Source organism: Nonomuraea sp. NPDC026600, assembly GCF_040638335.1.
In the GTDB taxonomy this organism is placed as follows: Bacteria; Actinomycetota; Actinomycetes; order Streptosporangiales; family Streptosporangiaceae; genus Nonomuraea.
Genome location: NZ_JBEZYD010000002.1, coordinates 91,487 through 111,013 on the forward strand (window position 1 = coordinate 91,487; position 19,527 = coordinate 111,013).

Sequence of the window (19,527 nt, forward strand, 5' to 3'; positions counted from 1 at the left end):
TGCTGGGGTGGGAAACTGCCCTTATGACGGACATGGGGCCGCACCCGTTGCTGCCGGGTATGCGCCTGGACGAGCTGCTGGCGGAGCTGCAGGTCCGGCTGAACGCCGTACTGGCCACCCGCGACCGGGTGCACGCGCTGCTGGAAGCCGTCGTGTCGGTGGGTAGCGACCTGGATCTGGAGACGGTGCTGCGCCGGATCGTGGAGACCGCGACCAACCTGGTGGACGCCAGTTATGGCGCGTTGGGCGTGGTCGGGGAGGAGAGCACACTCGTCCAGTTCATCCCGGTCGGGCTGAGCGAGGAGGAGATCGCCCGCATCGAGCACTGGCCGCACGGGCTGGGCCTGCTCGGGCTGCTGATCAAGGACGCCCGGCCGCTGCGGCTGGCGCGGATCTGCGACCATCCCGAGTCCTACGGGTTCCCGCCGGGCCACCCGCCGATGGGCAGTTTCCTGGGTGTCCCGATCCGGGTGCGTGATGCGGTCTTCGGCAACCTCTACCTGACCGAGAAGCGCGGCGGGGCGGAGTTCGACGAGGAGGACGAGGCCATCGTCATCGCGCTGGCCGCCGCCGCCGGCGTCGCCGTGGAGAACGCCCGCCTGTATGAGGAGACCCGGCGGCGCGAGACCTGGCTCCAGGCCTCCTCGGAGGTCACCACGAGGCTGCTGTCCGGCGCGGACCCGGGTGAGGTGCTGACCATGATGGCCCAGCGGGCCAGGGAGATGACCGGCGCCGACCTGGTCAAGGTCCTGCTGCCGCTCGACGGGGTGCTGGCGGCGGAGATCGTGGACGGCGAGCAGGCCGGCGAGGTGGCCGGCATCACCTTCGACCTCGATGCCAGCGCGGCCGGCCGGGTGTTCGCCCGTGGCGAGCCGCTCAGCCATGACGACCTGCAGGACGCCGATTCGCCGCTGCGCCCCCTCGGGTTCGGTCCCGAGCTGCTGCTGCCGCTGGGCGCGGGCCGGGCCGTACGCGGCGTCCTGGCACTGGCCAAGCGCTCGGGACGGATGCCGTTCACCGCGGCCGACCTGCGGATGCTGGAGTCGTTCGCCGCCCAGGCCGCGATCGCGCTGGAACTGGCCGAGGCCCGCAAGGACGCCGAACGCCTCAACCTGCTGGAAGACCGTGACCGGATCGCCAAGGACCTGCACGACGTGGTCATCCAACGGTTGTTCGCCACCGCGATGACGCTGATGAGCACGGTCAAGCTGGTGGAACGCCCGGAGGCGGCCGGCCGCGTGCAGCACGCCATCGACGAGCTCGACGAGACCATCCGCCAGATCCGCTCGACCATCTTCGCGCTGCAGAGCCCGCGCGAGAACACCGAGCCGAGCCTACGCGCGCAGATCGTCGGCCTGGTCGAAGCCGCCCGCGGCCATCTGGGGTTCATGCCGGGGCTGCGGATGGAGGGCCCGCTCGACAACCAGGTTCCGGACGCGGTGGCCGAGCACCTGCTCGCCGTGCTGCGCGAAGCGCTGTCCAACGTGGTGCGTCACGCCAAGGCGTCCAGGGCCGACGTGGCGGTGGAGGTCGCGGAGGACCAGCTCACGCTCATCGTTCAGGACAACGGCGCGGGCCTGCCCGCCGACGGCAGGCGCAGCGGCCTGCGCAATCTCGAAGACCGTGCCACCGGTCTGGGCGGGGCCCTGGAGATCACCTCTCCGGATCTCGGCGGGGCCCGTCTGTGCTGGCGGGTGCCTCTGTGATCCGGCGGCCCGAGATCTGCTCCGCGCGTACCACGATGTAGTGGTCCCTGCTCCCCGGCGCCCAGGGTTCGAGCGGCAGCGCGGCCAGCCGCGCGAGCTCGGTGGGATCGCGTACGGCCCGCGCGTGTCCCACGGTCGTCACCGACCACCCCGTGCGCATCTCCGGATCGAACTCGTCGGCCTCGAACGCCACCACGGCCTGCCGGGTGGCGGCGGCCAGCTTCGAGCCGATCGCGGTACGGATGACGATGCTGTCGCCGTCGAGACAGAAGTTGACCGGTTGCACGGCGGGCAGGGCGCGGTCGGTGAACACGATCCGCCCGATCGCGGCCGAGGCCAGCAGATGGAAACACTCCTCACGGGAGAGCACCACCAGGCCGGACGAGTCCAATTGCATGCTGTTTAGGGTCTCTTATCGGATCTACTCATGATTAGGGGCGAAAGTCCCATCATTGCCGGTTAGCGGCCCGCAACCGCGCCGGCCAGGGGCGGCTTCAGAAGGTGAAGCCGCCCGGCCGTCCGTTACGGTCGGCGAGCAGGCCGGCCAGGGTGGCGATGGCGATCTCCGGTGGCGTGCGCGAGCCGATGTTGAGCCCGATCGGCCGGTGCACCCGGGCGATGTCCTCGTCCCGCGCGCCGAGCTCGGCCAGCGCCTGGAGATACGGCGCCGGATGGCGCGGGCTGCCCATCACCCCTATCCACCGGCACTTGTGCGCGAGCAACTCGTGCAGCACGGTGGCGAGCTCCGGGCGGTGGTGGTCGGTGAGCACGATGTCCGCGGTGCCGTCCAGGTCCGCCGGGGGCGCGGTGACGACTTCGAACCCCACCGGCGCCGTGCTCCGATGCGGGTCCGGCTCGAAGAGGATCCCGCGGAATCCCAGGTCGGCGCCGTAGCGCAGCAGGTAGTCGGCGACAGGCGAGGCGAACACGGCGACGAGCGTGCGACCACCGTCTCCGGCCGCCGCCTCGCCATGGGCGACGTCACAGAGCGCGTCCGCGTCATGCGAATGGGCGTCATGCGTATGGGCCATACCAGCAGTCTTACTTACCCGACAGCACCGCCGCTCTCATACCCGTGCCTCCCACCGCACCTCGCCGGACTGCCACTGGTCGGTGGGGTGCAGCCCGGCGGAGGCGGCGACGGCGGCCGAGGCGGCGTGATCGGGGTGGATGTGCGCGACGATCGTGTCGATCTCCTGGTCCGCGATCCAGCCGACCAGCGCCTTGGCGGCCTCGCCGGCCAGGCCGCGGCCCTGCCAGGGAGTGCCGACCACCCAGGCGATCTCGGCGCTGCGGCCGTCGATCGTGGCCTGTACGTACCCCACCAGACTGTCGTCCTCGCGCAGCCGGATCACCCAGTTGCGCCAGCCGGGCGGCCCGGCGACCAGGCGCTCGTAGCGACTGCGCAGCTCGTACGCGGTCGCGGGCGTACCGCCGATGAAAGCGTGCAGGGCGGGATCGGAGAGCACTACGGCCATCTCGTCCGCGTGCTCGACCCGCAGGGGGAGCAGGACGAGCCGAGGGGCCTCGATGATGTCCACGTGGCCAACGATATCGAGGTCGTTCGCCGGGCCTACGTGGCGGCTCGCTGGGGGAGCAGCGCCTCGGCGAGCTGCCGCCATCGCGGCATGGCCGACCGGCCGGGCTCGATGCCGAGAACCTGGATGCCGACGTGGTCGGCGCCGGCCTCGAGGTGGTCGTGCAGCTTGCGGACGATCGTGTCGAGGTCGCCCCAGAACACCAGGTCGTCGACGAGCCGGTCGCTGCCCCGGCCGCCGTCGATGTCCGCTTCGGTGTAGCCCAGGCGAAGGAACTTGGCGATGTTGTACTTCGTCGTGAAGTACACGTGCAGATGCTCGCGCGCGATCTCACGCGCCTTGCCCGGGTCGGTCTCGAAGAGCACCGCGTGCTCGACGCCGAGGAACAGGCCGTCGCCCAGCACCTCCCGCGCCTGCGCCGTGTGCCCCACCGTCACGTGGTAGGTATGAGCGCCTTCGGACCGATCGCGGGCCAGCTCGAGCATCTTCGGTCCGTACGCGGCCAGCAGGCGTCGCATCGGCGCCCGCGGCAGGGGGTTGGCGCTCGTCGCCGCGTCCATCTCATCCAGGTACTCGCTCATCGCCTGAAGCGGCTTGGCCCCGGGCCGCCCGGCCCCGAAGCCGAGCCCGAGCAGGTGGCGATTCGGATAGGCGTCGGCCAGGAGCAGCGCCGCGCCCTGGGTCCATCGTGGCTCGCGGGACCAGATCCGCGCGATGCCGTTGATGACGTTGATGCGCTCGGTGCTGGACAGCAGGAACCCGGCGTGCGTCATCGCCTCGCGCCCGTCCCGCTCCGGGATCCAGAACGCCGGCCAGCCGAGCTCTTCGAGCTCCTGGATGGACTCTCGCATCATGCTCGCCGGCTGGTCTTCGAAGTCGAACGTCCAGACCCCGAAGCGCCCCACATCCATGCCATCGATCGCGCCCATGGTTCCTCCTCGCCTCAGTCAGTACGGATCGAAGTATCGCAGAAAGTCGATATGAGGCCAAATGCCGCAGTTTGCGCGGAGTCCCGCGTGGCGAACGCTAGAGCGAGCGGCCGAGCACGTCGACGAGCTGGGCGATGCGTTCCTCGTCGCGCCGGTAGTGCGTCCACTTCCCCACGCGAGTGGAGCGGACCAGTCCGGCACGCTGCAGCGAGGCCATGTAGGCGGAGACGGTCGACTGCGCGAGCCCGGTCTTGGCCTGAATGTGGCTCACGCACACGCCGACCTCATGCGGGTCCGCGATCGGCTCGAAGCTGGCTGCCGGGAAGTGGCGCTCGGGATCGCGCAGCCACTGGAGCACCTGGAGCCGCACGGGATTGGCGAGCGCCTTGAACACGTCAAGCAGCTTCGCGGAGGCGTCCAGTGAGGATTTGGTGTGTGTTGTCATGGGTCGTCGAGACGAGTATAGGTTCATCCCACCGTCTGCCGGGGCTGTGGCGGGTGAAAGGATCGGAGCCTTGACGCCGGATGCCGCCGCTGGCCCGGCGCGGAAAGGTACGTGAGATGGCTCCGAGTGTCGCGACCGCCCGCCGTGTCGAACTGCCCGAACTCCTGGATTTCCTCCGTCCCCGGCATCACGGCCTGCTGTCGACCACCCGTGCCGACGGGCGGCCCCAGCTCTCGCCGGTCTCCTGCGGGGTCGACGAGGGCGGCCGGATCGTGGTGTCCACCTATCCCGAGCGGGCCAAGACGCGCAACGCCCGCCGCGACGAGCGGGCGTCGATCTGCGTGCTGTCCGACGACTGGGACGGCCCGTACGTCCAGGTCGACGGGCGTGCCGAGGTGCTGGACATGCCCGAGGCGCTCGACGCGCTCGTGGAGTACTACCGGTGCATCTCGGGCGAGCATCCCGATTGGGCGGACTATCGCGCGGCCATGCAGCGACAGGGGAAGTCCCTCATCCGCCTGCACATCGACCGCTGGAGCCCGATCGCGACCGGCGGGTTCCCCGCCCGGCTCGCGCGGTAGCGGCGCGACCGGTTCGCGGGTGAATGACGTAAAACCCGCCTGACCTGGGGCTTGTTCTTCCCGGCGCTTGATGGCATTCTGGCCCGACTGAAGGTGACACGTGTAGACCTCGGTCAGAAGGAGCTAGGGGATGAAGTTCTACAGGGTGATCGTCGCGGCAACCCTGGCCGGCGCCCTGGCCGCCTGCGGGTCAGGCGGGTCAGGTGGACCGGGCGGGTCGGACGGCGCGAGCCAGGCCGCCGACGCGGCGGGCCCGATCCAGTTCGTCGGCCCCGAGGATCCCAAGACCTTCGCCCCGGTCATCGCCGGGTTCGAGGCCAAGAACCCGGGGCTCAAGGTGACCTACACCCAGGTCCCCTTCGACCAGCTCAACAGCGTGCTCCAGCAGCGCCTCGCGGCCAAGGACGACTCGATCGACGTCTACACGGTCGACCAGCCGCGCGTCGCCGCGCTCGCCACCCGCGGCTTCCTCACCGACCTGACCGCCCTGACGGACAAGGTGAAGAGCGCCGTGCTCCCCGGCCAGTACGAGGTCAACGTCTTCCGGGACAAGCTGTGGGCGCTGCCCATCTGGACCTCCGACCAGTTCCTCTTCTACAACACCGAGCTGCTGGAGAAGGCGGGCGTCGAGCCGCCGTCGAGCGACCCGGCCAAGCGGTGGACGTGGGAGCAGACGGTCGAGGCCGGCAAGAAGGCGCAGGAGAAGGCCGGCGCCCAATGGGCGGTCATCCCCGAGCAGATCGAGCAGTTCTACCAGTTGCAGAGCCTCGCCGAGTCGCTCGGCGGCGGATCCGGGATCACCGGCCCCGAGATGCTGACGCCCGCCATCACGACCGACGGCTGGGTCAAGGCGATGACCTGGTACCACGGCCTGTTCGCGAACAAGCTGGCCCCGCGCGGCGTCGGCTCCTTCCAGACCTCGCCGCTGTTCACCGAGGGCAAGGTGGCCTTCTTCGCCGGTGGCCCGTGGGACGTGGGCACGTTCGCCGCGGCCAAGGGCCTGAAGTGGGGCGTCGCGCCGTACCCGTACTTCCAGGGCGGCAAGCCGGTGACCCCGACCGGCTCGTGGTCGTGGGGCGTCAACCCGGCCTCCAAGAAGCAGACGGCGGCGCGGAAGTTCATCGAGTACGCGGCGCTCGACCCCGAAGGCAACCTCCAGACCACGCAGAACACCACGATCATCCCGTCCGCCAAGGCGGCGTTCGAGAAGTACGTACCCCTGCTCGACGCGAAGGCGAAGGGCGTCGGCGAGATCATGAAGGACGACGCCGAGCACACGGCGGTGGCGCGGCCCAGGTCGGTCGGCTACATCCAGTTCGAGGACATCATGACCAAGGCGTTCGCCGACATCCGCAACGGCGCCGACCCCAAGGCCCGGCTCGACCAGGCGACCCAGGAGATCACCACCGCCTGGAAGCAGCTTCGATGAAGGTCGCGCTGGCCTTCCTGGCGCCCGCGCTGGTGGCCCTGCTGGCGCTCCGGCTGATCCCCGCGGCCATCGCCGTCGGCAGCAGCCTGCGGCACACCAGCCTGGTCACCGGCGAGACGTCCTTCGTCGGGCTCGGCAATTACGCGACGCTGTTCGACGATCCGACGTTCCTGCAGAGCGTCAAGGTCACGCTGGTGTTCAGCCTGATCGTGAACCCGCTGCAGATCGCGGTGGCGCTGGCGCTGGCGGTCCTGTACACCCAGAAGTTCGCCGGGGTGCGCTTCCTGCGCTCCCTGGTGATCCTGCCGATCGCGGTGCCGCCCGCGGTGTCGGCCGCCATCTGGAGCGTGGCCTACCGGCCCGACGGGATGCTCAACGCCGTGCTGCACGTGCTCGGCATCCCGCAGCAGCCGTTCCTGACCTCGCCGCAGCAGGCGTTGTGGTGCCTGATCGTGTTGCTGTCGTGGATCGGGGTCGGCTACTGGATGATGTTCCTGATCGCCGGCATGCAGGACATCCCGCGCGAGCTGTATGAGGCGGCGGGCATCGACGGCGCCTCCTCCTGGGCCAGGTTCTGGCATGTGACGCTGCCCCTGCTGCGCAGGCCGCTGGCGTTCGTGCTGGTGGCCGACACGGTGTCGAACTTCCTGGTCTTCGCCCCGGTCCAGATGCTGACCAACGGCGGCCCGCAGGGGTCCACGAACGTCACCATGTTCGACATCTTCACCCGCGCCTACAGCGTCGGCGACCTCAACCTGGCCCAGGCCGAGGTCATGCTGCTCGTCCTGGTCGTGCTCGCGGTGGTCATCGTCCAGTTCCGCCTGCTGCGCGCCAAGGACTGAGCATGCTCAGAAGAACACTCGCCGCGCTCGTCGGCCTCGCTTTCGCGCTGCCTCTGCTGTGGGCGCTCAGCAGCTCGCTGCGCGGCACGGGCAACCTCGGCAACTCGCTGATCCCCGCCGACCCGACGCTCGCCAACTACCTGGCGCTGCTCACGGGCGGCTTCGGCCGGGCCATCGCCAACTCGCTGCTCGTCGCGCTCGCCACGGTCCTGATCGGCCTGGCCATCTCCGCGGCGGCGGCGTTCGGCCTGTCGGCCATCAGGTTCAAGGGCCAGGGCGTGCTCTTCGGCCTCGTCGTGCTGAGCTTCCTCATCCCGTTCGACGCGATCGCGATCCCGCTGGCCACGCTGTTCCGCGACTGGAACCTGCAGAACACCTACGCCGGCCTCATCCTGCCCGGCCTCGGCCACGGCCTGGCCATCTTCCTGCTGCGCCAGTTCTTCCTGGCCGTCCCGGCCGAGCTGGTGGAGGCGGCGCGGATCGACGGGCTGGGCTGGTTCGGCGTGTTCGCCAGGCTCTACCTGCCGCTTTCACGTCCCGCCCTCGTCAGCGCGGGCCTGACACTGTTCATCTTCCAGTGGCAGGCCTACGTCTGGCCGCTGCTCATCGGCACCGACACCGCCCATCAACTCGGGCCGATCGCCCTGGCCAACATGCGCGGGCAGTTCACCATCGACTACGGGCAGCTGTTCGCCGGCTCGGTCGTGCTGACCGTGATCCCGCTGGCCATCATCCTGCGCTTCCAGCGCCAGTTCACCCAGTCCATCGCGACGACCGGGCTCAAGTAGCCGCATCAGAGAAAGGCCACCATGGCTGACCGTCAGATCATTCTCGACACCGACCTCGGCTCCGACGTGGACGACGCGCTCGCGCTGGCCGTCCTGCTCGGGTCCCCGGAGGTGGACCTGCTGGCCTGCGTCACCGTCTACGGTGACACGGCGCTGCGGGCGCGGCTGGCCAAGCGGCTGGTACGGCTGGCGGGCCGTACCCTGACCGTGGTGCCCGGCGCGGAGAAGACGCTCACCGACCGCGAGATCTGGTGGGCGGGCCACGAGGGCAAGCTCTTCGCCGATCTCGACACCGAGCAGGTCTCCCATGAGCCGGACGCCACCACCTACCTCACCGAGCGGGTGCGCCGGGCGCCGGGCGAGATCGACGTCGTCGCGATCGGCCCGCTGACCAACATCGCGAACGCCATCGAGGCCGACCCGTCGTTCGCGGCGAACGTCCGGCACCTGTGGATCATGGGCGGCCGCTTCGACTCCCCGGAGCCCGAGCACAACTTCAGGTGCGACCCCGAGGCCGCGAAGATCGTGTTCGACTCCGGCGCCCCGATCACCGTGACCGGCCTGGAGGTCACCACGACCGTGCGGCTGGGGGCCGGCGACGTGGCCAGGATCGCCGAGGCGGGCGAGTTCGGGCAGGCGCTGAAGGCGGAGATCGAGCAGTGGTGGCGATTCTGGAACGAGGAGTGGAACAGCCCGCACGACCCGATCACGGTGCTGACGCTGCTGGCGCCCGACCTGTTCGGGTTCACCGGGGAAGGCCATGTGGCGATCGACGCCACGGGCGGCAGTGTGTTCACCGAGGGCGCGGGCCGTACCAGGATCACGGTGGCGGCCCGTGCGGACGAGGTGGCCGCGCAGATCGTCGCCAGGACCGTCGCGGGACCCCGCTAGGGAGTGCGCGGGTCCTGGCAGCCGCATGAGCCGCGGCGGACGAGCTCGGCGGGGAAGATCCGGGTGACCGGCTCGGTCTCGCCCTGCTCGATGGCGGCGATCAGCGTCTCGGTGGCGAAGCGGGCCATCTCGTCGATCGGCTGCCTGATCGTCGTCAGGCCCGGCACGGTGAACGCCGACTCGCGTGCCCCGTCGAACCCGACGATCGCCAGGTCGGCGGGCACCCGCAGGCCCAGGTCGGCGGCGGCGCGCATGGCGCCGATCGCCTGGTGGTCGGTGGTGGCGAACAGCGCCGTCGGGCGCTCGGCCAGCAGCTCGGTGGCTGCCGAGTAACCGCCCTCCAGGCTGATCGCGGCGTTCGCGACCAGCGAGCTGTCGAGGCCCTTCTCGGCCAGCCCTTTGCGCCATCCCGCCAGCCGCAGCTCGACCGCCGTGATGTCCAGCGGCCCGCCGACGAACGCGAGCCGGGTGTGCCCGTGCCCGGCCAGGTGCTTGGCGGCGAGATAACCGCCTTCCTCGTCGTCGACGGCCAGCCTGGAGAAGAACGGTGGCGCCTCGTGGTCGATCGTCACGACCGGGGTGCGCCCCTCCAGCTCCTTGACCTGCTGGGCCGACGGGCGTACGCGCATCAGCACCAGCCCGTCGACCTGCCGCTCCAGGAACGACCGCACGTAGCCCTCGGCGCGTACGGGCTGCTCGGCCGAGTTGCCGAGCAGGACGGAGTAGCCGCGCTCCCAGGCGACGTCCTCGCACGACCTGGTGAACTCGCCGAAGAACGGGCTCTTGCCGCCCGCGCTGTCAGAGGCGATGACGCCGATCGTCCATGTCCGCCGCGCACGCAACGACCTGGCCACGGCGTTGGGACGGTAGCCCAGCTCCTCGACGGCGGCCAGCACCCGGCTCTTGGTCGCCGCGGACACCGGCTTGGGACCGTTGTTCATCACATAACTGACCACGGCGGGCGAGGTCCCGGCCAAGCGCGCCACGTCATTACGGGTAACCACGATCACACCACTTTACCTGCGAATCAGCACCGTTGGACGGGCGCGCCCCCAGGAGGGGGGCCGCCTGCGACGATCGCGTCGCGGCGGCCCGGGGCACGTCTGTCAGGCGCGGTCGGCGGCGATGAGGAGGTACTGGAAGCTGCCGTTCTTGTAGGCGTCGAGGAAGGGTTGCTCGATGCCGGTGGCGAGGGTGCTCTTGGCGCGTAGTTCCCAGTAGGGGATCGTCGCGGGCGTGAGGTCCACGACGCTGATGGGGACAAGGCGGTTGGCCGCCATTTCCTTGAAGTACGTGCTGCGCGGGTGGATGTCGCAGATGTAGTGCGCGTTGATCTGGCTGATGGCCCGGGACGGCAGGCCGTACGCGTCGTTGTAACAGCCGGTGATGCACACGTATCGGCCACCGCGGTTCAGCAGCCGGGCGTGCTCGGCGAACAGCAGCGAGAGCTCGACGTACATCGTGCTCTCGTTGTTCCAGATCGCTTGGAACGTTCCAGTCTCGAAGCGGGTGTCGAGCATGTTGCGGAAGTGGAAGCGGACCTTGTCGTCCACGCCGCGCTGCCTGGCCTGCTCGTTGGCGAAGGCGACCTGGGACTCGGAGATGGATACGCCGTCCACCTGACAGCCGAAACGCAGGTTGGCGACGATGCTGGAGCCGCCTCTGCCCGAGCCGGCGTCCATGACCCTGTGGTGGGGTTCGAGCGGACCGAGCCGGCTCATGAGGAAGTCGGCCTGCGCTGATTCGAGCCGGTGGAGCTCCCTGATCATGCGTTCGTCCCGGGTCTCCGCGGAGCCGTCCAGCACGGTCCAGTCGACGTCGCCGATGCCGTAGTGATGGTGGTAGATGCCGTCCACTTCGCCCAGCCGGAGGTTGACCGGGTTCTTCTCGGTGTTCCAGTAGTCGGCGACGGATCGCTGGTAGAGGCTGTTGAGGACGGTGGAGTCCTGCGTAGCGGTCACCTGAGGGATTCCCTTCTTCGCGAACTGACGGGGAGTGGGGTCAAGACTGGTAGCGGCTGGTGGAGCCGTGCCATTCGAGGCATCCGGCCATCCATCCCTGCGCTCCGCGCAGGAACCGGTGGAGTTCGGCTGACGGGACGGCGGTGAGCTCGCGCCGGCTGGATTCGAAGTCCCTGACGAGATCGTTGTGGAGGGCGACCGCGCGTTCGGTAGCCTCGCGGGTCGAACACTTCTCCTCGGCCGCGATGAGCAGGATCACGTTGGAGTCCGGGAGTTCGTCGGCGGCCTCCTTCTCCACGGAATACAGGTCGTTGACGAGGACGCTGGCGGTGCCCGCCTGCATGAGCGCGGTGTGGAAGCGCCGCTCGAAGAAGAGGTCGGCGGGGAGCTGGTAACCGCCCACGATGTCGATCAGCGTCATGGAGGTGTAGAAGCTGTCGTGCTGACGTGCCGCGAGATAACGCCAGACCGGCGGCGGCGTCTCCAGATAGCGCCAAGCCGCGTAGGCGGCCCAGCTCACGTACATCTGAGAGGTGATGTTGCAGACGCGCCCGATCTGTGACGGGGTGGCGTGCCGGGAGATGTGGCTGATGCTCGACCTCAGCGAGACCAGGACGGGGTCGGCCTGGATCACGTCCTCGAGCTGGCAGGTGTAGTCGCCCACGGGCGGGGGCGGGTCCATGGCGGACGTCACCAGGGCCAGCCGCGGCGGCAGCTCGGTCGGCGTCGCGCCCAGCTCGGTCTCGTCGGCGTAGTAGTCGTCGGCCGCCCACCAGGCGGCGTTCATCTGCGCCGCGACCAGCAGCATGTCGGGGTCGTCGGTGTCGGGGTGCGTGAGCATGGCCAGCCGGCCGTAGCCCGTGTCGCCGAACTCCTTCAGCCGGCCCTCGTGGATCCCGACCCGCTCCGCCCATGCCACCAGCCGCCGGTTGACCTCGCCGGCCAGGTCCTCGTCGATGCGTACGGTATCGGGGCAGTACAGCGGCGGATAGGACCCGTCGCCCCACTCCCGCTCCTGGTAGGCGAGGGGCGCGAGGCTGTGCTTGCGTACGGCGTCCGGAGGGGTCGGCAGCGGCAGCGGGGGTTCGTGCCCGTCGTGCTCGCAGGGCCTGGGCGCGGGCCGCCGGTCGGGGAGCGGGACGCGCAGCGCCGAGGTGCCCAGGCCGGTGGGACCTGGCAGCGTGACGGCGGCGGGAGGTCCTGTGGTGTCGTCTGCGGACATGACGCCCTCTTCCTACGATGGTGATCGGTCAGGATCGAGGGGCGGCGATGTTGGCGTTCTCCAGGATCCCGATCGCGTCGGGGACCAGGATCGCCGTCGAGTAGTAGGCGCTGACCAGGTAGGACATCACCGCCTGGTCGCTGGTCTCCATGAAGCGGACGTTCAGGCCGGGCTCGTACTCCTCGGGGATGCCGACCTGGTGGAGGCCGACCACCCCCTGGTCCTCCTCGCCCGTGCGCATGGCCAGGATCGAGGTGGTGTGCCCGTCGGTGATCGGGATCTTGCCGCAGGGGAAGATCGGGATTCCCCGCCAGGCCGGGATCTCGTGGCCGTTGACGTTGGCGCTGCCCACGGCCAGACCACGCTTGTTGCATTCGCGGAAGAAGGCCGCGATCGCCTTGGGATGCGCGAGCAGCAGGCGGGTCTTGCGGCGCATGCTGATCAGGTCGTCCAGGTCGTCCGGGGTCGGGGGGCCTGACCAGGTGTTGATCCGCTGTCCGTAATCGGCGTTGTGCAGCAGCCCGAACTCGCGGTTGTTGAGCATCTCCCATTCCTGGCGCTCGCGGATCTCGTGGATCGTGAGGCGGAGCTGCTCCTCGAACTGGTTCATCGGGTCGTTGTAGAGGTCGGCCACGCGGGTGTGGACCCGCAGGATGGTCTGCGAGGCGCTCAGTTCGTACTCGCGCGGATTGAGCTCGTAGTCCACGAAGGTGCCGTCGAGGTGCGGCTCGCCGACATGCCCGGCGGCCACCTTGACCGCCGCCTCGCCGCGTTTGTTGACGGGTTTGCGGGTGCCCTCCAGATAACTCTGGATATGTGCCTGTAGGGCGGGCGATCCGTCGATCAGTCGCTGGAACTCCCGCCGCGACGACACCATGACCGTCCCGGCGGTGGTGGCCCTGATCGAGTAGGGCCACCGGGGAGCGTCCTGTTCGAAGGCCTCGTCGCCGAACTGGTCACCGTCCGCGATGACCCCGAGCGTCACCGTGCCGCCGTACTGCCCGGTGGACAGCCGGTTGAGCCGGCCGTGGGCGATGACGAAGGTCTCGGTGACCGGCGCCCCGGCCTCGACGATGACCTCCCCGGCCTGGAAGTGCCGCGCCGTGAACGTCGAGGCGAGCGCGCTCAGCACCTCCAGGTCGCCGAACCCGCGCAGGGCGGGCAGCTCCGCGAGCGTCTCCGGGATGATCCACACATCGTCGGCGCCGTCCTGCACCACGCTGACCCGGCCGCGTCCCACCGCGTGGGTGAGCCTGCGGTTGACCCGGTAGGTGCCCCCGGCCACGTCCACCCACGGAAGCATGCGCAGCAGCCAGCGGGAGGTGATGGCCTGCATCTGCGGGCGGGTCTTGGTGGTGGTGGCCAGGTTGCGCGCGGCCCGGGTGCCCAGGCTCAGCGGCTTTTCCCCTTGCTCGGTGGACATGTTTCCTCGCACTCTCTGATCGTGGAATGAAACCCGTCAGTTGGTACGGGTGGGAAATCGCTTCCGGAGAAATCAGATCGACGAGGGTAATTCCTCGGTCCTGGTGGCGCGGAATGTGAGCGGCGTCGTCATCGAGTTATCGGTCGCCTCACGCTTGGGGTTCGGTCGCGACGTCTTCGATGCTAAAGGCCGTTCCGCGACCAGGCAATGGCCTTTTGGTCGCCTTGCGCCACCGACAAATCCGGCTTTATTTCCCTATATTCAACAATCCGAGTACGTGCAAATCTATTGGGAAATCAGAGCGTCTCGACCCTGAAAGTGGTCTGGTACGTGCGTGACTCCTGGGGGCCGAGCCAGATCATGCTGCCGTCCTCCCGGGCCGCCGCGTCGCCGCCCACGTGGTGGGTGGACGGCTCCAGGCCGACCGCGTAGTTGCCGGAACGCAGGTTCAGCCACTCGAAGAAGCACGGGAACTGCGCGTCCCGCCACTCCACACTGACCTTCATGCCCAGCCGGTCGTTGACCACCGCGACCCGGTGCAGGCCCTGGGCGTCGGGGTTCAGGGCGTGTTCGTAGACCTGCTCCACGAAGCCCGGTATCGGACCGGGGAGAGTCAGGTGGTCGGCCCCCTGCTCGGCGACGCTGTCGGTCTGCCAGAGGGTCTCGCGGATGTCCGCCTCGAACCGGGCGCCCTCGTCGAGCAGGGGCCAGCCGAGGTTGATGTGGTACAGGAACATGTGCGGCGTCGGCTCGAACCCCGCGTTGGTCACGGTGTCGGTCAGCCGGATCTCGTCGCCGCCCAGGCCGGCCTCGATGCGCCGGGTCAGGCGCAGGTTCTCGGCGAAGATCGCCGCCTGCCGTACCTCTCCCTCGGCCCACAGGACGCAGCGCTCGCCGTCCCAGCGCTCGCCGTAGCCCGTCAGCCGGGCGGGCAGGTTGCCGGCCCGGCCGTGCAGGCCGTGCCGTACGGACGTGCGGGGCGGGTAGCGGTAGGCGTCGGCGGGCACCTCGCCGCCGAACAGGGTGTGGTCGAGTCCGGCCGTGACCATGAGGCCGGAGAAGGAGCGCAGCCAGGACAGGCCGTCCTCGTCGGCGTTCTCGTGCAGCCCCGGATGGCGGAAGCCGGTGGGGGAGCGCCAGCCGAAGGACCGCCCGGCGTGCTCGGCCGCGCCGATGTCCATGCACCGGTCGACCAGCACGTCGAAGGCCAGTCCCGAGCCGGTGCGGAACTCCAGCGTCCGGATGCCGCGCTCGGCGCCGTCGCCGAGCGTCACCAGTCGGACCCCGCCGGCCGCGGCCGGGTCGCCGGTGAGTTCCGCCAGTTGCCTGCGGGTCGGCGTCATGCCATCACCCACCCTCCGTTGACTTCGATGGTCTGGCCGGTGACGAACGATGCGTCGGGTCCGGCGAGAAAGGACACCACGGCGGCCAGCTCCTCCGGGCGGCCGCGCCGCTGGAGCGCCTGCCGTTCCAGGACGAACCGGTTGTACGCCTCGGGATCGGGGTGGATCTCCTCGGCGGCCGTGGGAAAGGCGCCGGGCGAGACGCAGTTGACGCGGATCTCGCGCGGGCCGAGTTCGCGGGCCAGGGCCCTGGTCAGGGCGGTGGCGGCGCCCTTGGTGGCGACATAGGCGGCCAGGTCGGGCCAGCCGCCGTGCATGGTGATCGACGCGATGTTGATGATCGCGCCCGTGCCCAGCGAGGTCATCTGCCTGGCCGCGTGCTGGGCCGCCAGCCAGTAGGCGCGCTGGTTGACCGCGTGCACGTCGTCGTACTCGGCCAGCGGCACCTCCAGGAAGGGCCTGCTGGGATAGATGGCCGCGTTGTTGACCAGGACGCCGACCGGGCCGAGCCGGTCGGCCGTACGGGCGAAGGCGTCCTCGATGGCGGCCGGGTCGCGCAGGTCGGCGGCCAGGTTGAGGGTGCCGTCGAGCGAGCCGGCGTCGAGGTCGAGCGCCGCCACCTGGTGGCCGTCGGCGGCCAGGCGGCGGACGATGGCCCGGCCGAGCGCGCCGGCCGCGCCGGTTACCAGCGCCGTGGTCATGTCCACTCCTTGTGCAGGTCGTCGAGGACGTCGCGGGCCGGCCTGCCGGCGGTCAGTCCGTCGCGGATCAGGGCGGATGTCCGCTCCTGCTTGGCGATGTAGCCGGGGAAGCGCGGCCGGATCCAGGCGGCCTCCACGGTGTCGCGGGTGTCGCGGTAGAAGCCCGCCTCGTCCCAGACCGAGCGGGCGGCTGGCTGGCCTCCGGTGGCGGGGAACAACCCGGCCTGCACCGGCTCCGACAGCAGCCGGCGCAGGTGGGCTTGTACAGCGTCCTTGATTCCGCCGATCCGTTTCTTGGAGATCGCCAGCCCGGTGCCGCCGAGCACGCTCCCCGGTGCCCGGCCGGGCCAGGCGGGGGCGTCGGCGAAGGCCAGTGGGTAGGTGGCGTACCCGTACACCAGGGGGCAGAGGTCGGGCCCGCCCGCCGCCATCGCGTCGAGGACGCCGATCGGGTTGCGCAGCGAGACGTCGGGGTCCGCAAGCGCGAGCAGCTCGGTCATGAGCTCCAGCGCCCGCAGTCCCTCTTCACGGTCGAGGAAGTCGCCCGAGCACAGCGCGCAGAACATGAGGAAGGCGTGCGGCCCGCCCAGGCACAGCGCCAGCCGCCCACCGCCCCGCGCGAACTCCACCGTCTCGGGCCACGTCTCCGGGACATGCACCCCCGGCCAGGCGGCGGCCACCTGGGCGGCCGCGTCGAGCGGCAGCGCCCACTGGCGCCCGTCCAGGTGGTAGCTGTCATACGAGCGGCCGACCGTCCCCGAACGGAAGCGCGCCAGTTCGGCCGCCGAGAACAGCTCGTCCATCGGCACCAGCGAGTCCAGCGCCGCGCCCAGCCCAGGGTGGTCGATCACCAGCACGTCGTACGACTCGCAGAGCACGGCGATCGGCTCGGACTCGAACCCTTCGAGCGGCTGGCGGTCCCACTCGATCGGCTCGGGCACGTCCCCGTACGGGTTCGGCCCGGCCAGGTCGAGGCGGGTGAGCTCGTCGAGCGGGGCATGGCCGCGGGGGTGGTCCCAGGTCAGTCCTCGCACGCCAGCACGCCCTTCTCCACCAGCTCGGCCGTCCGTTCCGCAGGGTAGCCGAGCTCGCCGAGTATCTCCGCGGTGTGCTCACCCACCAGCGGGGCGCCCCTGCGTACCTGGGGCGGGGTGGCGCTGAAGCCGTACGGGAAGCCGGGCGTGGTGACCGTGCCCTCGGTGCGGTGGTCGTAGGTGACGAACGAACCGTTGTGCCGCACCTGCGGGTCGGCCACCAGCTCCGCGTAGCCGTACACCGGGCCGGCCCACAGGTCGTGGCGGGCGCAGATCTCCAGCCACTCGGCGGTGGTGCGTTCGGGCAGCCGCCGGGCGACCGTCGAGGTGATCTCGTCGCGCTGGGTGTGGCCGTCCATGCCGGCCAGTTCGGGGAGGCCGAGGGCGACGGCCAGCCCGTCGAGCCGGGGCATGCCGAGCGCGAGGTAGCCGTCCTTGGTGGCGAACACCCCGTACGGCGCGCGGATGTAGGTGTGGCCGTGCGGCTCGCGCCCGCGCCGCTGCGGGACCCCGCCGACGGTGAAGACCGACAGCTCCTGCATCTGTACGGCGATGGCCGCGTCGAGCATGTTGACGCTCACCCGCTGGGCCTCGCCGGTGCGCTCGCGGTGCAGCAGCGCGGCCAGCGTGCCCTCGAAGGCGCTGTAGGCGGTGATCGCGTCGATCGCGTAGGTGCCGGCCGGCGCCGGGGGATCGCCGTCGCGGCCGGTGCTGAGCATGGCGCCGCTCATGGCCTGGAGCAGCAGGTCCTGTCCCGGCCTCGACACGTACGGGCCGGTCTCGCCGTACCCGGACATGGAGACGTAGACGATACGCGGATTGAGCCCGCTGATGGTGTCGTGGTCCATGCCGAGCCGCTCGGCCACGCCGGGCCGGTAGTTCTGCAGGAACACGTCCGCCGTCGCGGCCAGCCGGTGGACGATGTCGCGGCCTTCGTCCGACTTGAGGTTCACGGCCAGGCTGCGCTTGTTGCGGTTGAGGGACAGGAACGAGGCGTTGACCCGGTTGCCCGTGGCGCCTCCGGCGGGAGCGTGGCGCTGCCACTCGCCGGTCACCGGCTCCACCTTGATCACGTCCGCACCCAGGTCGCCCAGGCGCATGGCGGCCAGGGGCCCCGCCATGGCGATGGACAGGTCGACCACGCGGTAACCGTCGAGAACGCCCATCAGCGCCCCTCGAAGACGGGCTCGCGGCGCGCGGCGAACGCGGCCCGGCCCTCGGCCGCGTCGGCGGTGGCGAAGCAGACGGTCTGCAGGTCGCGCTCGTACTGGATGGCCTGGTCGAGGGGCATCGTGTACGCCGCCCTGAGGTTGGCCTTGGCCGTCTGGGCCGCGATCGGCGGCCGGGCGGCGATCTTCCCGGCCAGTTCCCGTACGGCCGGCAGCAGCTCGTCCGGGGGCAGCACCTCGGTGACGAGTCCCCAGTCCCTGGCCCGCGCGGCGTCGATCGGGTCGCCGGTGAGCAGCATGACGGCCGCGTTGCCGGGGCCGACGGCGTGCGCGAGCAGGGCCGACTGGCCGCTGCCGCCGATCCAGCCGAGCTTGATCTCAGGGGCGGCGAACGTGGCGGTGCTCGCGGCCAGCCGGATGTCGCAGGCCATGGCCAGCTCCAGGCCGCCGCCGTAGGCGTAGCCGTTGACGGCGGCGATGATCGGCTTGCGCAGGGCGCGGACCGCGTCGCCGTAGTCGCCGCGGTTGCGGAACTCCCACGGCGTGGCGTACGCGTCGAGCTCGCGAATGTCGCTGCCCACGCAGAACGAGCGCTCCCCGGCGCCGGTGAGCACGGCCACCCGGATGCCGGGGTCGGCGTCCACGCGGTCGAGGCAGGCGCGCAGCGCGCCGGCCATCTCGGGGGTGATGGCGTTGAGTTTGGCGGGTCTGTTCAGGGTGATGACGGCCACCGGGCCGTCCACGTCGAGAAGGACGTCCATGGATTCCCTCAGCAGTGGAGCGCGTCGGCGCGGGCGACCTCGACCACCTCGCGCATGGCCTCTTCGGCCTTGCGGTGATGGCGGCGCCGGATGGCCACGGCCACGCGCTCGTGATTGGGCAGCGTTTCCTTGTTGTGGGCGACCGATCGGGTGTGCACCTGCCGTACCGAGCGCAGGGCGATGCTGATCATGTCGTAGATGTAGAGCAGCAGGTCGTTGTCGGCGGCGCCGAACACCGCCCGGTGAAAGGCCAGGTCGGCGCCGATGAAGGGGTCGGGGTCGTCGGCCGTGGCGTGCAGCGCGGCCAGGGCCTCGTCGATGCGCCGGATGGCCGCCGCGTCCGCCCGCTCGGCCGCCACCCGGGCCGCCCCGGGCTCCAGCGCGATCCGCAGGTCGGCCAGCACCCGGATGTCCGCGGGCGCCGCGTCGGGCACGAACCGCCAGCTCAGCACGTCGGCGTCGAGCAGGTTCCAGGACTCGCGCGGGCGGACGCGGGTGCCCGCGCTCCTCCTGGTCTCCAGCAGGCCCTTGCCGGCCAGCACCTTCACGCCTTCCCGCACGGCGGAACGGCCCACGCCGAGCTCGTTGACCAACTGCTCCTCGATCGGGATGGGCGTGCCGGGAACCAGCGAGCCGTCGACGATCCGGGCACCCAGGGCGTGCACGACGTGGGCATGCCGGGCCGTGTCCGGGTAAGGATCGGTTGCCACGTTTTCCTCCGTATTCGGATGTTTGGCACAGTATCGGGACGGTCGGCTTTTTCA

At 70.2% G+C, this 19,527-nt stretch carries 21 protein-coding genes; 6 read left to right on the forward strand and 15 right to left on the reverse strand.

From position 1 onward, the window contains the following. The first annotated feature begins 23 nt into the window (after window positions 1-23). Window positions 24-1,706: a GAF domain-containing protein gene (locus AB0F17_RS04135; RefSeq protein WP_358015911.1), complete on the forward strand. Its 1,683-nt coding sequence runs from the start codon at window positions 24-26 to the stop codon at window positions 1,704-1,706. Here the strand turns inward: AB0F17_RS04135 and AB0F17_RS04140 are convergent. The 5 genes from AB0F17_RS04140 to AB0F17_RS04160 all read right to left on the reverse strand — a co-directional run bounded on the left by AB0F17_RS04140 (window position 1,654) and on the right by AB0F17_RS04160 (window position 4,618). After that, window positions 1,654-2,103, reverse strand: coding sequence for a pyridoxamine 5'-phosphate oxidase family protein (locus AB0F17_RS04140; RefSeq protein ID WP_358015914.1), 450 nt, complete (start codon window positions 2,101-2,103; stop codon window positions 1,654-1,656). The genes AB0F17_RS04135 and AB0F17_RS04140 overlap by 53 nt on opposite strands. A gap of 97 nt (window positions 2,104-2,200) precedes the next feature. Further along, window positions 2,201-2,737, reverse strand: coding sequence for an XdhC family protein (locus AB0F17_RS04145; RefSeq protein WP_358015917.1), 537 nt, complete (start codon window positions 2,735-2,737; stop codon window positions 2,201-2,203). A gap of 36 nt (window positions 2,738-2,773) precedes the next feature. Then, window positions 2,774-3,247, reverse strand: a complete 474-nt coding sequence (locus tag AB0F17_RS04150) for a GNAT family N-acetyltransferase (protein ID WP_358015920.1) — start codon at window positions 3,245-3,247, stop codon at window positions 2,774-2,776. A gap of 32 nt (window positions 3,248-3,279) precedes the next feature. Beyond that, on the reverse strand, window positions 3,280-4,173 hold the full coding sequence (locus AB0F17_RS04155) for a TIGR03620 family F420-dependent LLM class oxidoreductase (protein WP_358015923.1): 894 nt from the start codon (window positions 4,171-4,173) through the stop codon (window positions 3,280-3,282). 97 nt (window positions 4,174-4,270) lie between these two features. After that, complete coding sequence (locus AB0F17_RS04160) at window positions 4,271-4,618, reverse strand: metalloregulator ArsR/SmtB family transcription factor (protein ID WP_358015926.1); 348 nt, start codon at window positions 4,616-4,618, stop codon at window positions 4,271-4,273. 116 nt (window positions 4,619-4,734) lie between these two features. On the opposite strand from AB0F17_RS04160, the gene AB0F17_RS04165 reads away from it, so the two are divergent. The 5 genes from AB0F17_RS04165 (at window position 4,735) to AB0F17_RS04185 (ending at window position 9,149) form a co-directional block, all read left to right on the forward strand. Further along, complete coding sequence (locus tag AB0F17_RS04165) at window positions 4,735-5,199, forward strand: PPOX class F420-dependent oxidoreductase (RefSeq protein ID WP_358015929.1); 465 nt, start codon at window positions 4,735-4,737, stop codon at window positions 5,197-5,199. Window positions 5,200-5,329: 130 nt separating this feature from the next. Then, window positions 5,330-6,628 (forward strand): sugar ABC transporter substrate-binding protein, encoded by a 1,299-nt coding sequence (locus tag AB0F17_RS04170; RefSeq protein ID WP_358015932.1) that lies wholly within the window; start codon window positions 5,330-5,332, stop codon window positions 6,626-6,628. After that, on the forward strand, window positions 6,625-7,470 hold the full coding sequence (locus tag AB0F17_RS04175) for a sugar ABC transporter permease (protein WP_358015935.1): 846 nt from the start codon (window positions 6,625-6,627) through the stop codon (window positions 7,468-7,470). The genes AB0F17_RS04170 and AB0F17_RS04175 overlap by 4 nt, the downstream gene beginning before the upstream one ends. Window positions 7,471-7,472: 2 nt before the next feature. Then, window positions 7,473-8,258 (forward strand): carbohydrate ABC transporter permease, encoded by a 786-nt coding sequence (locus AB0F17_RS04180; RefSeq protein ID WP_358015938.1) that lies wholly within the window; start codon window positions 7,473-7,475, stop codon window positions 8,256-8,258. A 21-nt stretch (window positions 8,259-8,279) separates the two neighbouring features. Then, window positions 8,280-9,149, forward strand: a complete 870-nt coding sequence (locus tag AB0F17_RS04185; protein WP_358015941.1) for a nucleoside hydrolase — start codon at window positions 8,280-8,282, stop codon at window positions 9,147-9,149. On the opposite strand, the gene AB0F17_RS04190 is transcribed toward AB0F17_RS04185, so the two are convergent. The 10 genes from AB0F17_RS04190 to AB0F17_RS04235 form a co-directional block, all read right to left on the reverse strand. Next, the gene (locus AB0F17_RS04190; protein ID WP_358015944.1) at window positions 9,146-10,153 is read right to left on the reverse strand and encodes a LacI family DNA-binding transcriptional regulator; all 1,008 of its coding nucleotides are present in this window, start codon (window positions 10,151-10,153) and stop codon (window positions 9,146-9,148) included. The two genes, AB0F17_RS04185 and AB0F17_RS04190, sit on opposite strands and share 4 nt — an antisense overlap. A 102-nt stretch (window positions 10,154-10,255) precedes the next feature. Then, the gene (locus AB0F17_RS04195; RefSeq protein WP_358015947.1) at window positions 10,256-11,110 is read right to left on the reverse strand and encodes a geranyl diphosphate 2-C-methyltransferase; all 855 of its coding nucleotides are present in this window, start codon (window positions 11,108-11,110) and stop codon (window positions 10,256-10,258) included. A gap of 40 nt (window positions 11,111-11,150) precedes the next feature. Beyond that, on the reverse strand, window positions 11,151-12,332 hold the full coding sequence (locus AB0F17_RS04200; protein ID WP_358015950.1) for a family 2 encapsulin nanocompartment cargo protein terpene cyclase: 1,182 nt from the start codon (window positions 12,330-12,332) through the stop codon (window positions 11,151-11,153). Between the two features lie 28 nt (window positions 12,333-12,360). Continuing rightward, entirely contained in the window at window positions 12,361-13,755 is a 1,395-nt protein-coding gene (locus AB0F17_RS04205; protein ID WP_358015953.1) for a family 2B encapsulin nanocompartment shell protein, read from the reverse strand. Between the two features lie 296 nt (window positions 13,756-14,051). Further along, on the reverse strand, window positions 14,052-15,098 hold the full coding sequence (locus tag AB0F17_RS04210) for an aldose 1-epimerase family protein (protein WP_358015957.1): 1,047 nt from the start codon (window positions 15,096-15,098) through the stop codon (window positions 14,052-14,054). Next, a complete protein-coding gene (locus AB0F17_RS04215; RefSeq protein ID WP_358015960.1) occupies window positions 15,095-15,799 on the reverse strand; it encodes an SDR family oxidoreductase in 705 nt (234 codons plus the stop codon). Before AB0F17_RS04215 ends, AB0F17_RS04210 begins: the two co-directional genes overlap by 4 nt. Further along, window positions 15,796-16,833 carry a hypothetical protein gene (locus AB0F17_RS04220; protein ID WP_358015962.1) on the reverse strand — a complete coding sequence of 346 codons (1,038 nt, stop codon included), beginning with the start codon at window positions 16,831-16,833 and terminating at the stop codon, window positions 15,796-15,798. Before AB0F17_RS04220 ends, AB0F17_RS04215 begins: the two co-directional genes overlap by 4 nt. Then, on the reverse strand, window positions 16,821-17,999 hold the full coding sequence (locus tag AB0F17_RS04225) for a CoA transferase (RefSeq protein ID WP_358015965.1): 1,179 nt from the start codon (window positions 17,997-17,999) through the stop codon (window positions 16,821-16,823). Before AB0F17_RS04225 ends, AB0F17_RS04220 begins: the two co-directional genes overlap by 13 nt. Beyond that, window positions 17,999-18,763, reverse strand: a complete 765-nt coding sequence (locus AB0F17_RS04230) for an enoyl-CoA hydratase/isomerase family protein (RefSeq protein WP_358015968.1) — start codon at window positions 18,761-18,763, stop codon at window positions 17,999-18,001. Before AB0F17_RS04230 ends, AB0F17_RS04225 begins: the two co-directional genes overlap by 1 nt. Before the next feature lie 8 nt (window positions 18,764-18,771). Then, window positions 18,772-19,473, reverse strand: a complete 702-nt coding sequence (locus tag AB0F17_RS04235; protein ID WP_358015972.1) for an FCD domain-containing protein — start codon at window positions 19,471-19,473, stop codon at window positions 18,772-18,774. Window positions 19,474-19,527: the final 54 nt, after the last annotated feature.